At 70.6% G+C, this 14,509-nt stretch carries 13 protein-coding genes; 12 read left to right on the top strand and 1 reads right to left on the bottom strand.

Annotation, left to right across the window (positions count from 1 at the left end; genetic code table 11):
* The first annotated feature begins 9 nt into the window (after nucleotides 1-9).
* From nuoL to DX116_RS02360, 4 genes are read left to right on the top strand one after another with little or no spacing between them, the layout of a single operon-like run.
* Nucleotides 10-1,887, top strand: coding sequence for an NADH-quinone oxidoreductase subunit L (gene nuoL / locus DX116_RS02375; RefSeq protein WP_119702601.1), 1,878 nt, complete (start codon nucleotides 10-12; stop codon nucleotides 1,885-1,887).
* Nucleotides 1,884-3,443: an NADH-quinone oxidoreductase subunit M gene (locus DX116_RS02370; RefSeq protein ID WP_119702600.1), complete on the top strand. Its 1,560-nt coding sequence runs from the start codon at nucleotides 1,884-1,886 to the stop codon at nucleotides 3,441-3,443. The genes nuoL and DX116_RS02370 overlap by 4 nt, the downstream gene beginning before the upstream one ends.
* Nucleotides 3,443-5,062 carry an NADH-quinone oxidoreductase subunit NuoN gene (nuoN, locus tag DX116_RS02365; protein ID WP_199715900.1) on the top strand — a complete coding sequence of 540 codons (1,620 nt, stop codon included), beginning with the start codon at nucleotides 3,443-3,445 and terminating at the stop codon, nucleotides 5,060-5,062. Before DX116_RS02370 ends, nuoN begins: the two co-directional genes overlap by 1 nt.
* Before the next feature lie 41 nt (nucleotides 5,063-5,103).
* Nucleotides 5,104-6,093 carry a polyprenyl synthetase family protein gene (locus tag DX116_RS02360; protein WP_119702599.1) on the top strand — a complete coding sequence of 330 codons (990 nt, stop codon included), beginning with the start codon at nucleotides 5,104-5,106 and terminating at the stop codon, nucleotides 6,091-6,093.
* A 119-nt stretch (nucleotides 6,094-6,212) separates the two neighbouring features.
* Here DX116_RS02360 and rarD read toward each other — a convergent pair whose 3' ends face one another.
* A complete protein-coding gene (rarD, locus tag DX116_RS02355; RefSeq protein ID WP_199715899.1) occupies nucleotides 6,213-7,121 on the bottom strand; it encodes an EamA family transporter RarD in 909 nt (302 codons plus the stop codon).
* Between the two features lie 33 nt (nucleotides 7,122-7,154).
* Between rarD and DX116_RS02350 the strand changes: the two genes are divergently transcribed.
* From DX116_RS02350 to DX116_RS02315, 8 genes are all read left to right on the top strand, one after another.
* Nucleotides 7,155-7,742 carry a class I SAM-dependent methyltransferase gene (locus DX116_RS02350; protein WP_119704080.1) on the top strand — a complete coding sequence of 196 codons (588 nt, stop codon included), beginning with the start codon at nucleotides 7,155-7,157 and terminating at the stop codon, nucleotides 7,740-7,742.
* A 101-nt stretch (nucleotides 7,743-7,843) separates the two neighbouring features.
* Complete coding sequence (locus tag DX116_RS02345) at nucleotides 7,844-8,677, top strand: SDR family oxidoreductase (RefSeq protein WP_119702598.1); 834 nt, start codon at nucleotides 7,844-7,846, stop codon at nucleotides 8,675-8,677.
* Between the two features lie 59 nt (nucleotides 8,678-8,736).
* Nucleotides 8,737-9,444, top strand: coding sequence for a YwaF family protein (locus DX116_RS02340; protein ID WP_119702597.1), 708 nt, complete (start codon nucleotides 8,737-8,739; stop codon nucleotides 9,442-9,444).
* 229 nt (nucleotides 9,445-9,673) lie between these two features.
* A complete protein-coding gene (locus DX116_RS20045; protein ID WP_199715898.1) occupies nucleotides 9,674-11,914 on the top strand; it encodes a hypothetical protein in 2,241 nt (746 codons plus the stop codon).
* Nucleotides 11,915-11,980: 66 nt separating this feature from the next.
* Complete coding sequence (locus tag DX116_RS02330) at nucleotides 11,981-12,358, top strand: NADH-quinone oxidoreductase subunit A (protein ID WP_119704079.1); 378 nt, start codon at nucleotides 11,981-11,983, stop codon at nucleotides 12,356-12,358.
* Nucleotides 12,349-12,939, top strand: a complete 591-nt coding sequence (locus DX116_RS02325; RefSeq protein WP_325048594.1) for an NADH-quinone oxidoreductase subunit B family protein — start codon at nucleotides 12,349-12,351, stop codon at nucleotides 12,937-12,939. The genes DX116_RS02330 and DX116_RS02325 overlap by 10 nt, the downstream gene beginning before the upstream one ends.
* Nucleotides 12,936-13,493 (top strand): NADH-quinone oxidoreductase subunit C, encoded by a 558-nt coding sequence (locus DX116_RS02320; RefSeq protein ID WP_119702596.1) that lies wholly within the window; start codon nucleotides 12,936-12,938, stop codon nucleotides 13,491-13,493. Before DX116_RS02325 ends, DX116_RS02320 begins: the two co-directional genes overlap by 4 nt.
* Nucleotides 13,486-14,454: a complex I subunit 1/NuoH family protein gene (locus DX116_RS02315; protein ID WP_119702595.1), complete on the top strand. Its 969-nt coding sequence runs from the start codon at nucleotides 13,486-13,488 to the stop codon at nucleotides 14,452-14,454. The genes DX116_RS02320 and DX116_RS02315 overlap by 8 nt, the downstream gene beginning before the upstream one ends.
* Nucleotides 14,455-14,509: the final 55 nt, after the last annotated feature.

Here is a 14,509-nt window from a genome sequence, read left to right as displayed (position 1 = left end):
AGTAGAGAGATGCTCGATCTTCAGTGGCTGCTCATCGCCATCCCGCTCGCGTCCGGCGCGCTGCTGCTCGTCTGGGGCAAGGAGTCCGACCGCTTCGGTCACCTGATCGGCACGGCGGCGTCCGCGGCCTCGTTCGTGCTCGGGGTCGTCCTGTTCGTCACGCTGATGGGCGAGGGGGCCGACGACCGCTCGCACGCCGTGTCGCTGTTCACGTGGATCGACGCCGGAACGTTCCACGTCGAGATGAGCTTCGTCTACGACCAGCTCTCTGCCCTGTTCGTCCTGCTGATCACGGGCGTGGGCACCCTGATCCACGTCTACTCGATCGGCTACATGGCGCACGACGAGCGGAGGCGGCGCTTCTTCGCCTTCCTCAACCTGTTCGTCGCCGCGATGCTGACGCTGGTGCTGGCCGGCGACTACCTCGTGCTGTTCCTCGGCTGGGAGGGCGTCGGTCTGGCGTCGTACCTGTTGATCGGGTTCTGGCAGCACAAGCCCAGCGCCGCGGCCGCCGCCAAGAAGGCCTTCGTCGTCAACCGTGTCGGCGACATCGGCATGGCGCTCGCGATCATGCTGATGTTCGCCCAGTTCGGCACCTCGGCGATCGCGGCCGTCAACGCCGCCGCCCCCGGCGCGACCGACACCGTCACGACCTCGCTGGGCCTGCTGCTGCTGCTCGGCGCGTGCGGCAAGTCGGCGCAGGTGCCGCTGCAGAGCTGGCTGCTCGACGCCATGGAGGGCCCGACCCCCGTCTCGGCCCTGATCCACGCAGCCACCATGGTCACCGCCGGCGTCTACCTGGTGGTGCGCAGCAACGCGATCTTCGACGCGTCCGAGGTGGCTCGCACCGCCGTCATCATCGTCGGCCTCGTGACGCTGCTGGCCGGCGCCTGGATCGGCTGCGCCAAGGACGACATCAAGAAGGCCCTGGCCGGCTCGACGATGAGCCAGATCGGCTACATGATGCTGGCGGCAGGCCTCGGCCCGGCCGGCTACGCCTTCGCGGTCTTCCACCTCATCACGCACGGCTTCTTCAAGGCCAACATGTTCCTCGGCGCCGGATCGGTCATGCACGGCATGGACGACGACGTCGACATGCGTCACTACGGCGGGCTCCGCACGATGATGCCGGTGACGTTCGCGACCTTCGGTCTCGGCTACCTGGCGATCATCGGCGTGCCGCCGTTCGCGGGCTTCTGGTCCAAGGACAAGATCATCGAGGCCGCCTTCGGGCAGAACCTGTGGGTCGGGCTCGGCGCGCTGCTGGGCGCCGGCGTCACGGCCTTCTACATGACCCGCCTCATGATCATGACCTTCCTGTCCGAGAAGCGCTGGCGCGAGGACGTGCACCCGCACGAGTCGCCCCGCGTCATGACCTGGCCCCTCATCGGGCTGGCGGCGCTGTCGGCCGTCGGTGGCGTCCTGCTGCTCGGCGACTGGATCGTCGAGTGGCTCGAGCCCGTCGTCGGCCACGCCGAGCACCACGAGCTCGCGGTCCCGGCGATCGTGCTGACGCTGATCATCACGGCGGTCGTCGCGGTCGGCGTCGTGGCGGCGGTCGCGTTCTACCGGCGCGAGCCCATCGCGGGCGAGACCCCCGCCGACGACTCGGTCTCGCTGTTCGCCCGGGCCGGCCGGCACGAGCTGTACGGCAACGAGCTCAACGACGCGCTCGTCGTCCGCCCGACCACGCACCTCACCCGGTTGCTGGTCTGGTTCGACGGCAAGGGCATCGACGGCTTCGTGACCGGGACGGCCGACCGTCTGGGTGACACCTCGCAGCTGCTCCGCAAGCCGCAGACCGGCTACGTCCGTTCCTATGCCCTCATGATGTTCGCTGGCGTCGCCATCGTCGTCCTCTGTCTCCTGGCGGTGACCCTCGCATGATCCTGTCGATCCTCGCCGCGACCCCGATCGCGGGCGCACTCGTCCTCGCGCTGCTGCCGCGCGGCACCTCCAACCACCTGCCGGCCAAGGTCGTCGCGCTCGGCGTCTCGCTGGTCACGCTGGCGCTCTCGCTCGCGGTGCTGGCGCAGTACGAGCCGTCCGACGGCGGCTACCAGCTGACCGAGCAGCACACCTGGATCAAGGCCTTCGGGGCCCACTACGCGGTCGGCGTCAACGGCATCGCCGTGACGCTGGTGCTGCTCACCACGATCCTGGTGCCGATCATCATCCTGGCGTCCTTCGACGACCGCCTGCCCGACCCGAAGGGCACCAATGCCTACTTCGCGTGGATGCTCGCGGTCGAGGGCCTCGCGCTCGGCGCCTTCATGGCCACCGACGCGTTCTTGTTCTACGTGCTCTTCGAGGCCACGCTGATCCCGCTGTACTTCCTGATCGGCACCTTCGGCGGGCCCAACCGGTCGTACGCCGCGGTCAAGTTCCTGATCTACAACCTCGTGGGCGGCCTGCTGATGCTGGCCGCGATCGTCGGCCTCTACGTCGTCAGCTCCCGGCAGGGTGATGCCTCGTACCTGCTGAGCGACCTCAAGAACCTCGACATGGGCCAGAACACCGAACGGCTGCTGTTCCTCGGGTTCATGGCGGCGTTCGCGATCAAGGCGCCGCTGTGGCCGCTGCACACGTGGCTGCCCGACGCCGCCAAGGAGGCGACGCCCGGCACGTCCGTGCTGATGGTCAGCGTCGTCGACAAGATCGGCACGTTCGGCATGATCACGTGGTGCCTCAACCTGTTCCCCGAGGCGGCCGACTGGGCGAGCCCCGTGATCATCACGCTCGCCGTGGTCAGCATCGTCTACGGCGCGCTGCTCGCGATCGGCCAGGACGACATCCGGCGGCTCATCGCGTTCACGTCGGTGTCGCACTTCGGCTTCATCATCCTCGGCATCTTCGCGTTCACGTCCACCTCGATGGCGGGCTCGACGCTCTACATGTTCAACCACGGCCTCTCGACCGCGGCGCTGTTCCTCGTCACCGGCATCATGGTCTCGCGCCGTGGCTCGGCCCGGATCTCCGACTTCGGCGGCGTCCAGAAGATCGCCCCGATCATGTCGGGCGTGCTGCTGCTGGCGGGCCTGTCGAGCCTGTCGCTGCCGGGCCTGGCACCCTTCGTCTCGGAGTTCCTGGTGCTGGCCGGCACGTTCACGGTGTCGATCCCGGCCGCCGCCGTCGCGACGCTCGGCATCGTGCTGGCCGCGCTCTACATCCTGATCATGTACCAGCGCACCATGACCGGGCCGCTGGCGCCGGGGGCGATGGGCGTGACCGAGCTGCGGCCCCGCGAGATCGCGGCCCTGACCCCGGCGATCATGCTGATCATCGGCCTCGGCTTCTTCCCGCAGCCCGTGCTCTCGGCGATCAACCCGGCCGTCGACACCGTGGTCAGCCACCTCGGCAAGAGCGACCCGACGCCCAAGACGCCCACGCCGATCGCTGAGTCCTCAGACCAAGCACCGACAGCAGAGGAAGGCGGTCACTGATGCGTGCATCGCTGATGTCGGCCGAGCTGCCGCCGATCCCGGCCCCCGAGATCGAGTACTCGCTGCTCGCCCCGCTGATGATCATCGCGGGCGCGGCGATCGTCGGCGTGCTGGTCGAGGCGTTCTGGCCCCGCACCACGCGCTTCGCCGCCCAGACGGTGCTCGCGTGCGCCGCGATCGTCGCCGCGCTGGCCGACACCGTGTGGGTCTACACCGACCTCGACCGCATCGAGTCGTCCCTGACGGCGCGCGGACAGATCGCCGCCGAGGGTGCCGTGTCCGTCGATGGTCCTGGCGTCTTCGCCTGGGGCATCCTGCTGGTGTTCGGCCTGCTGAGCATGCTGCTGTTCGCCGAGCGCCGGCTCGACGGGGGGCTCAGCGCCTTCACCGGACGTGCCGCCGACGCACCCGGCTCGGCCGCCGAGGCCGATGCCGTAAAGCGCCGTCTCGAGCACAGCGAGGTGTTCCCGCTGGCGCTGTTCGCGCTGGTCGGCATGATGCTGTTCGCCACGGCCAACGACCTGCTGACGATGTTCGTCGCGCTCGAGGTGCTGAGCCTGCCGCTCTACATCCTGTGCGGGCTGGCGCGTCGGCGTCGCCTGCTCAGCCAGGAGGCGGCCCTCAAGTACTTCCTGCTCGGCGCCTTCTCGTCGGTGTTCTTCCTCTACGGCATCGCCCTGGCCTACGGCTACTCGGGCAGCTTCGAGCTGTCGGCGATCGACACCGCGGTCACCAGCCGCACCGGCAGCGAGACGATGCTGCTGGCGTCGATCGCGCTGATGGCCGTCGGCCTGCTGTTCAAGATCGGCGCGGCGCCGTTCCACACCTGGACCCCCGACGTGTACCAGGGCGCGCCGACCCCCGTCACCGCCTTCATGGCCGCGGGCACCAAGGCCGCTGCCTTCATGGCGCTGCTGCGTGTGTTCTTCGTGGCCTTCGGCGGGTCGTCGTGGGACTGGCGCCCGACGATCGTGGCCATCGCGGTCATCACGATGTTCCTCGGTGCCGTCGTGTCGATCTCGCAGACCGACGTCAAGCGCATGCTGGCCTACTCGTCGATCGCCCACGCGGGCTTCCTGCTGGTCGGCTTCGTCGGCGTCTACGCGGGCGTCGCCGGCTCCGACCGGGTCACGTCGGTGTCGAGCGTCCTGTTCTACCTCGCGGTCTACGGCCTGTCGTCGATCGGCGCCTTCGCCGTCGTCACGCTGGTGCGCGACTCGGGCGGCGAGACGACACACCTGTCGAAGTGGGCGGGGCTCGGCAAGACGTCCCCCGTGCTGGCCGGCTCGTTCGCGGTGTTCATGCTGTCGTTCGCCGGCATCCCGCTCACGGGCGGCTTCATCGGCAAGTGGGGCGTGTTCAGCGCCGCGTACTCCGGCGGCTTCTGGTGGCTGGTCGTGATCGGTGTGCTCGTCAGCGCGCTGGCCGCCTACTTCTACGTGCGGGTCATCGTCCTGATGTTCTTCACCGACCCCGTCGGGGAAGGCCCGACGGTCGCGGTCCCCAGCGTCTTGACTACCGTGGTCATCGGCGTGGCTGTGGTCGGTACGGTCGGGCTCGGTATCATTCCGGGACCGCTGCTGGACCTGGCCCAGCACGCGGGCGCCTTCGTGCGCTGACCGTTCGAGCCGTTCGACGCTGACCGTTCAAGGAGATCCGCGTGTCCACTCTGGGTGTCTCCTTCGCCGATGCCTCTCTCGAGGCGCGGGTGACGGCCGGTGTCGACGAGGTCGAGCGCCAGCTCGGGACGGCCGTCGAGAGCCCGACCCGTCTCGTGGCCGAAGCCGCGTCGCACCTGCTCAACGCCGGGGGCAAGCGCTTCCGTCCCCTGCTGGTCGTGCTGGCCGCCGAGTTCGGCGATCCGGCACGTCCTGAGGTGGCCCGCTCGGCGGTCGTCGTCGAGCTGACGCACCTCGCCACGCTCTACCACGACGACGTCATGGACGAGGCCGCCATCCGCCGTGGGGCACCCAGCGCCAACTCCCGCTGGGGCAACTCGGTGGCGATCCTGGTCGGCGACTTTCTGTTCGCGCAGGCGTCCGACCTGGTGTCCGACCTCGGCCCCGACGCCGTCCGCATCCAGGCGCGCACGTTCTCGCGTCTCGTGCAGGGGCAGATCCGCGAGACGGTCGGGCCCGGCGACGGCGAGGACGCGCTCGCGCACTACCTCGGCGTCGTGGCCGACAAGACCGGATCGCTCATCGCCACCGCCGCGCGCTTCGGCGCGATGATGGCCGGAGCGCCGGCCGACGTGCAGCAGACGCTCACCGAGTTCGGCGAGCGCATCGGCGCGGCGTTCCAGCTCGCCGACGACGTCATCGACGTCGCCAGCGAGACGGGGCAGTCCGGCAAGACGCCCGGCACCGACCTGCGCGAGGGCGTGCCGACGCTGCCGACCCTCATCGCGCTGCGCTCGACCGATCCCGAGGGCGAGCGGCTGCGGGCCCTGCTGTCCAAGCCCCTCACCGACGACGCCGAGCACGCCGAGGCGCTCACGCTGCTGCGCGCGCACCCGGCGCTCGACGAGGCGCGCTCGTACGTCCAGGCCGAGGCCGACGCCGCCAGCGCGCTGCTGGCCACGCTGCCCGACTCCCCGGCCCGCGCGGCCCTCCAGGAGCTCTGCGACACCGTCGCGACCCGTCTCGGCTAGGGCGCGCGGCTCGTTCCTCGCCGCTCCAGCCGTTCGTGCCTCACGGCTGCCGGGCTCCGCCCGGGCGCCTGCCTTCGCTCGCTGCGCTCGCTCGGCCCATGGTCGGGACGCGGACCGGTCTAGATCGCGGCGGCTTCCGCGGTCGTCCTGAGCAGCTTTCGGTGGTTGTTGACGGCGTCGAGGGTGAAGATCACCAGCGCCAGCCACACCAGGACGAACCCGATCCAGCGGGCGCCGGTCATGTCCTCGTGGAAGATCGTCAGCCCGACGATGAACTGGATGATGGGACCCAGGTACTGCAGCAGGCCGATCGTGGTGAGCGACAGCCGCGTGGCCGCAGCCCCGAAGAGCAGCAGCGGGATGGCCGTGACGACTCCGGTGCCCATCAGCAGGACGACGTTGCCCGGCCCCTCGTGCCCGAACGCGAGGTCGCCGCGCACCTGCAGGACGACGAGGAACGCCAGCGCGACCGGGAACAGGATCGCGGTCTCCATGCCGAGCCCCTCGAACGCGCCGAGGTCGGCCTTCTTCTTGAGGAAGCCGTAGATCGCGAACGACGCCGCGACGACCAGCGCGATCCACGGAAGCCGTCCGTAGTCGACCGTCAGGACGACGACGGCCGACGCGCCGATCGCGATGGCGACCCACTGCACGGGTCGCAGCGTCTCCTTCAGCACGAAGACGCCGAGCAGCACCGTCACGAGCGGGTTGATGAAGTACCCGAGGGACGTCTCGATGACGTGCCCGTTGGTGACGCCGTAGATGAAGCCGCCCCAGTTGACCGCGATCGTCACCGAGGCGCCGGTGAGGATCAGCATCAGGCGGCGGTCGCGGGCGATCGTCCGGAAGGCCGGCCACTTGCCCATCGCGGTGATCGCCACGAGCACGAACACCATCGACCACACGAACCGGTGGGCCAGCACCTCGAGGGAGCTCGCCGGGTCGAGCAGCGGCCAGTACAGCGGGAAGAACCCCCAGCACAGGTAGGCGGCAGCGCCGAAGGCCACGCCGTTGCGGGAGTCGTTCACCAGCGCAGCGTACGCCTGGAGGACGATGGGCCGATGACCGACATTCCGCGCTGGTTCACCGACACCAAGGACGGCCACTCAAAGTGGTACGTCGACCGATTTCGCACGCTGGCCGCGCAGGGAGCCGACCTCGGGGGCGAGGCCCGGTTGATCGACGCGATCGTGCCTCCGGGCTCGCGGGTGCTCGACGCCGGATGCGGCCCCGGACGTCTCGGGGCCGTGCTGCACGAGCGCGGGCACACGGTCGTCGGCGTCGACGCCGATCCGGTGCTGATCGCCGCGGCGCAGGACGATCACCCCGGCCCGCGCTGGCTGGTGGGCGACCTGAGCCGCCTCGACCTCGACGAGGAGCCGTTCGACGTGGCCGTCGTCGCCGGCAACGTCATGGTGTTCGTGGCGCCCGGCACCGAGGGGCTCGTGCTGCAGTCGCTGCGACGCCACGTCCGTCCGGGCGGGCGCGTCGTGCTCGGCTTCGCGACCGACCGCGAGCTGTCGCTGGTCGACTTCGACTCCGCCGTCGCGGACGCCGGGCTGGTGGTCGAGCAGCGGTTCGCGACGTGGGACCTGGTGCCGTACGCGGACGACGCCGACTTCGCGGTGACGTTCCTGCGCGTTCCCTAGCCGGACGTCATCACCGATGGGCCGTTGCAGGTACTGGTGTGATGACGCCCGCCCGGTTTCGAGTTGCGCTGGAGTGCGCTCCAGGTCGTAGCGTCGATGGCATGACTGACACGACTGGCAAGACCTGGTTCATCACGGGCACCTCGCGCGGATTCGGACGCGAGTGGGCCGTCGCGGCGCTCGAGCGGGGCGACCGCGTCGCGGCCACGGCCCGCAGCACCGACTCGCTCGACGACCTGGTGCAGACGTACGGCGACGCGATCCTCCCGATCGAGCTCGACGTCAACGACCGCGCCGCCGACTTCGCGGCCGTCCAGCAGGCCCACGAGCACTTCGGCCGGCTCGACGTCGTGGTCAACAACGCGGGCTACGGCCACTTCGGCTTCATCGAGGAGATCTCCGAGGAGGAGGCACGCGCCCAGCTCGAGACCAACCTCTTCGGCGCGCTGTGGATCACCCAGGCGGCGCTGCCCCTGCTGCGCGAGCAGGGCTCGGGCCACATCATCCAGGTGTCGTCGATCGGCGGCATCTCGGCCTTCCCGCTGGTCGGCATCTACCACGCGTCGAAGTGGGCCCTCGAGGGCTTCTCGCAGGCACTGGCCCAGGAGGTCGCCGACTTCGGCATCCACGTGACGCTGGTCGAGCCCGGCGGGTTCTCGACCGACTGGAGCGGCGACTCGGCGTCGCACTCGACGGAGAACCCCGCGTACGCCGCGTTCCGCCAGAAGACCATGGAGCAGCGGGCGTCCCGCAACAGCACGCCGGGCGATCCCACGGCGTCGGCCGCCGCGATCCTCGACGTCGTCGACGCGGCCGAGCCGCCGCTGCGCGTCTTCTTCGGCAGTGCCCCGCTCGGCATCGCCAAGGCCGACTACGCCCGGCGCATCGAGACGTGGGAGCAGTGGAACCACGTCGCCGAGAAGGCCCAGGGTTGACCCGGGCGGCCGGCGGCGAGCAGCCGCGGGGGACGTCGGCGATGGGCTAGCCTCGCGGCATGACGCTGGCGGCGGACCACCGGTTCGAGACCTACGGGACGTCGCACCTGACCGTGCTGGCCGTGTTCGCGGTCGGCGTGGTCGTGGCGATCGTCACCGGGCGTCGGTTGAGCGGCGGTGCGTCCGAGCAGGCCGTGCGCCGGACCTTCGCCGTGGTGCTGCTGTGCGTCACGATCCCGCTGCAGGCGCTGCAGCTGACGCCCGACGAGTGGAACCTTCGGACGTCCCTGCCGTTCCAGCTGTGCGACCTGGCCTGGATGTTCGCGGCGCACGCGCTGTGGACCCGCCACCGGCTGACGTCCACCATCACGTACCTGTGGGGCATCACCCTCACGACCCAGGGGATGCTGACGCCCGACCTGGCCTCGGACTTCCCCGAGCCGCGGTTCCTGATGTTCTGGGGCATGCACGTGCTGATCGTGTGGGCGTCGTTCTTCCTGGTGCTCGGGCTGCGGGTCCTGCCCACCTGGCAGACCTACCGCCGCACCGTCGCGATCACGCTGGGCTGGGCGGTCGCGGCGTACGTCTTCAACGTCGTGGCAGGCACCAACTACGGCTACCTGAACCGGCTGCCGAGCAGTGCCTCGCTGCTCGACCACCTCGGGCCGTGGCCGCTGTACGTCGTGCTGGAGATCGCGATCGTCGCCGGCGTGTGGGCCCTGCTGACCTGGCCGTGGACACGACCGCGACAAACAGTCGCGACCTGAGGCATCCGCTGGCAGGATGTCGGTCGACCCAGGGGGAATCACCATGACCGACCACGAGCCTCGACCCGAGGCGTCCGCATCCGCACCGCCACCACCGCCGCCTCCGCCGCCGCCAGCAGCGCCGCCTGCCGCGGCCGGGCCGCCCCCGCCGCCACCCGCGCCGGCAGCCGCTGCCGCACCGCCGCCGGCTTCCACGCCCGCTCGAGCGGACGTCTTCACCAGCCTGCAGGTGACCCCGGACGGCGTCGTGCGAGCCCTGCGGATCGGCGCGCTGGCGTACGTCGCCACGTGGCTCGCGAGCCTGGTGTGCCTCGCGCTGGCGCTCGTGCTGGCGCTCGTCGAGGACGTGTCCGACGACCTCTCCTGGTGGTGGTTGCTCACCGGGCCCGGGCAGCTGGTGGCGATGGCGTTCCGGAGCCCCGCCGAGATCTCGGTGCCGGGCAGCGGCGAGGGCATGGCGGCGACGAGCAGCTTCTCGGCCACCGGACCGGTGCTGGTGATCCTGGCGGTCGCCGTGGTGACGGTGCTGCTCCTGTCGCGTCGCGACGAGACCGCGTCACCGAACCGCTCCACCACGGGCGCGGTCACGCTGGCCGTCACGGCGGCGGCCACGTTCGTGCTGATCGCGCTGGCGGTCGCCCTCGTCGTGCCGGTCACGCTGGCCGAGGACGGGGACTCGGCCGAGGTCGGGGCGGCAGGGTTCGAGCTCGTCGCCTTCGGCCTGATCGGCGTGAGCATCGCTGCCCTCGTGGGTCGTCGGCGCTGGACGACGTGGTCGATGGCGGCCTCGGTGCCGCTGGCGGTCCGCGCCGCGTGGCGTGGCCTGTTGGCGCACCTGGCCGTGTTCTCGGTGCTGACGGTGATCGCCACGATCGTCTGGGTCATCGTGCAGGGCGGGGCGTCGACGCTGCTGGTGCTGCCGGTCGTCCTCGGCAACCTGCTCGTCTACGCCGTCACGCTCGGGCACCTCGGCGCGCTGAGCTACGGCAATGCCGGCTCGTTCGTCGGCCAGAGCTCGGGCACGTCCGACACCGTGTGGCTGTTCAGCTCCGGCGCCGACAAGGTCCTCTGGCTGCTGCTGCTGTTCGCCGTGGTCGGGACGCTGGCCTCGGCCGTCGTGCTCCGGCGCGCCGACGCCGGCCCTCGCACGTCGTCGCACTGGGTGTGGACGGCCGTCGTCTACGCCGTGGCCGGAGGCGTGCTGATGTTCCTCGGCCTGGCGAGCTCGGACTTCGGCTCCGGCTACGGCACCGGCACGGCCTCGTTCGGGCCCGAGCCGTGGTTCTTCGCGGTGTTCGCGGCGTGGGGCCTGCTCGCCGAGCTCGGCGCCCGCTCGGTCGGACCGGCTCTCGCCGGGCTCGTGCCGGCCGCGTGGCTCGACCGCGCGGTCCGCGGCGTCGACCAGGTGCCGGTCGCCGGCGTCACGCCGACCCCGGCCCCCGTGGCCGCGACCTCGGCGGTCGGCGCGGCACCGTCGCCGACGTCGGCGCCGATGGACGCGCGCTCGAAGCGGATCCTGGCCGTGGTCGGAGGTCTCGTCGTGGCCGGCGTGCTGGCGGTCGTGGGCGTCTCGGTCGCAGGCTCGATGTTCTTCGGCCCCGACAAGCCCGTCGAGAAGTACTTCGCCGCGCTCGGCGACGGCCGGGCCTCGGACGCGCTCGAGCTCGTCCGCCTCGACTCCCCGGCCGACGAGCGGCTGCTCCTGACCGACGAGGTGCTCGGCGACAGCGACGCCCGGATCGAGGACGTCCGCATCGGCGACGTCCAGCGCAGCGGCAGCGTCGCGACCGTCACCGTCGAGTACACGATCGACGGGGCCCAGCAGAGCCAGGACGTGACGCTCACCAAGTCGGGCTCGCGGTTCGTCGTCTTCGACGACTGGAAGATCGTCGACCCCGACCTCGGCGCGATCGAGGTGAGGGCTCCCGGTGCCGCCGGGGTCGAGGTGAACGGCCGTGCGATCGATGTCGACGGGCTCGACGACCGCGTGCGCCTGTCGGCCTTCCCGGGCACCTACGAGATCACGCCCGGCTCGGGCTCGAAGTACCTGTCGTTCGAGTCGGAGAAGGTCAGCGTCGGCACCGACGAGGAGTCGGCCGACTTCGAGGTGACGCCCACCGACGAGCTGCTGGCGGAGGTGGCGTCGCAGGCCGACCAGTTCGTGGCAGCCTGCATCGCTCGCACCGAGGCTGATCCGGCGGGCTGCCCCAACCGGACCTACGGCTACCGGCTCCAGGACGTCCGCTGGACGCTCGACGCCAAGCCCACGTACGACCTGAGGTCCGACTACGACGGGGGCTGGCGATTCTCGACCAAGACCCCGGGTCGGGCATCGGTCACGGCCAAGCAGAAGTCGTACATCGACGACGAGAAGCCGAGGGACTTCACCGACCAGGACACCATCGACCTGTCCGGTGACGTCACGATCGACGGCGACACGGTCACGGTCGACATCAAGAACTTCTTCTGACCACGACGCCGGGACCGTCCGCCGGTGGACGGTCCCGGCGTCCCCGTTCCCCCTACAGTGGTGACCATGACCGACCGCCTCGACGCCTACTTCGACGGCTACGTCGCGGTCGGCGCCATCGTCGTGGCGGGACTGCTGCTCGCGACCGCGATGCTCGGGGTCAACCGGCTCATGCGTCCCCGCGCGGCCTCGGTCGCCAAGCTGACGACGTACGAGTCGGGCGTCGACCCCGTCGGCCAGGGATGGGCGCAGTCGACGGTGCGTTACTACGTCTTCGCGTTCCTCTACGTCATCTTCGCGGTCGACGCGGTGTTCCTGTTCCCGTGGGCCGTGGTGCTCGACGAGATCGGCCGGGCGGCGGCGGTCGAGATGGGCGTGTTCGTCGGCATCCTGGCCATCGGACTCGGCTACGCGTGGCGCAAGGGGGTGCTGTCGTGGACGTGACCGGAGCCGTCGACCTCCCCATGCCCAGCCTCGCCCCGCCATCGCTCGGGGCCGGCTCGCAGCATGCGCCCAAGGCGGCCCGCTACCTGCTCAACTGGGGCCGCACGTACTCGTTGTGGGTGTTCAACTTCGGGCTGGCCTGCTGCGCGATCGAGTTCATCGCGACGTCGATGTCGCGGCACGACTTCATCCGGCTCGGCGTCATCCCGTTCGCGCCGGGCCCCCGGCAGGCCGACCTGATGGTCGTCTCGGGCACCGTCACCGACAAGATGGCGCCGGCCATCAAGCGGCTGTACGACCAGATGCCCGAGCCCAAGTACGTCATCAGCTTCGGCTCGTGCGCCAACTCCGGGGGCCCCTACTGGGACTCGTACTCCGTCACCAAGGGCGTCGACCAGATCATCCCCGTCGACGTCTACGTGCCCGGCTGCCCACCGCGCCCCGAGGCACTGCTCAACGGGATCGTCACGCTGCAGGACAAGATCGCCGGCGAGAACCTCGCCGAGCGGTACGCGCGTCCGGCGACGTCCCTGCTCAGCCCGCGCATCACCGCGCCGCGTGCCCCGGAGGCGCAGGCGTGAGCCTCGAGGCCAACCAGTTCGGACCCCCGCACCGCCTCGTCGAGGCGGCGGCGTGGCACGACGAGGTCGCCGCGCTCAAGGCCGACGGCTACACGTTCTTCGACTGGCTCTCGGCCGTCGACGAGCACCCCGAGGGCTTCCGCCTGGTGCTGCACGTGGCTCGGTTGACGCCCGCCCTCGACCACCTGCTGCTGGCCACGTACCTCGACCGCGGCGCGCCCACGGCCCCGTCGATCGCGGACGTCTACGCGGGCGCGGCGTGGCACGAGCGCGAGACGCACGAGATGTTCGGCCTGACCTTCGTCCGGGCGGGCGAGCCGGTCGACGACGAGCCCCTGCTGCTGCCCGACGGCTTCGAGGGCTATCCGCTGCGCAAGGAGTTCGTGCTCGCGTCGCGGGTCGCCAAGGCGTGGCCGGGGGCCAAGGAGCCCGGCGAGAGCGACGCCGACTCGGCGCGGGCGCCGGGCCGCCGCCGCGTCAAGCCCCCGGGCGTCCCCGACGACTGGCTGCAGCCCACCACGCCTGGCCCAGATCGGGAGGCGGGCGATGAGTGAGGTCGCCGACGTCCTCGTGCGGTGCCTGGTCGTGGTGCTGGCGTTCCTGACCCTGCCCCTGCTCGTCGGGCAGATGGAGCACAAGGCCATGGCCCACATGCAGGGACGGGTCGGACCGATGGCTGCGGGCGGCTTCCACGGATGGGCCCAGCTCGTCGCCGACGGCGTCAAGTTCGTCCAGAAGGAGAGCATCACGCCGGTCGCGGCCGACCGCCGGGTCTTCGAGCTCGCCCCCGCCGTGGCGCTGGTGCCGTACCTGGTCGCGATGCTCGCGATCCCGCTCGGTCCGTTCTTCGGCCACGGCGTCCTGATCGGGCACGACCTCGACCTCGGCCTGTTCTTCGTGCTGGCCGCCATGAGCGTCGGCGTGCTGGGCACGTTGATGGGCGGGCTCGGCAGCGGCAACAAGTACTCGTACATCGGTGGCATGCGCGTCGCGGCGCAGCTGATGTCGTACGAGCTGCCCATGGTGCTGGCGGCGGCCAGCGTCGCGATGCTCGCCGGCACGCTCTCGCTGGTCGGCATCGCGGACGCCTTCGAGCCGTGGTGGCTGCTCGTGCAGCTGCCGGGGCTCGTCGTGTTCTTCGTCGCGGGGCTGGCCGAGCTGCAGCGCCCGCCCTTCGACGCCCCGCTGGCCGATGCCGAGCTCGTCATGGGACCGCTCACCGAGTACGGCGGCATGCGCTTCGCGATGTTCCTGCTGGCCGAGTACGCCGGCATCGTCGTGCTGGCCGCGCTGACGACGGTGCTGTTCCTCGGTGGCTGGGCCGGCCCGTGGTCCGACCACCTGGGCTGGGCCTGGACGCTGCTCAAGATCGCCGGCGTCTCGTTCCTCGTCATCTGGGCGCGCGTCGCCTACCCGCGGCTGCGCGAGGACCAGGTCAACGTCCTGGCCTGGAAGGTGCTGGTGCCGCTGGCCCTGGCGCAGGTCACGCTGACGACCCTGGTGGTGGTGTGGTGAAGATGTACGGCAAGGGGTTGTGGCAGGGGCTCGCGGTCACGTGGCGCAACCTGAC

The organism is Aeromicrobium endophyticum (assembly GCF_003586285.1).
GTDB classification, from domain to species: domain Bacteria; phylum Actinomycetota; class Actinomycetes; order Propionibacteriales; family Nocardioidaceae; genus Aeromicrobium; species Aeromicrobium endophyticum.
Note: the sequence above shows the minus strand (reverse complement) of the source record. Positions and strands in the feature narration are given on the sequence as shown.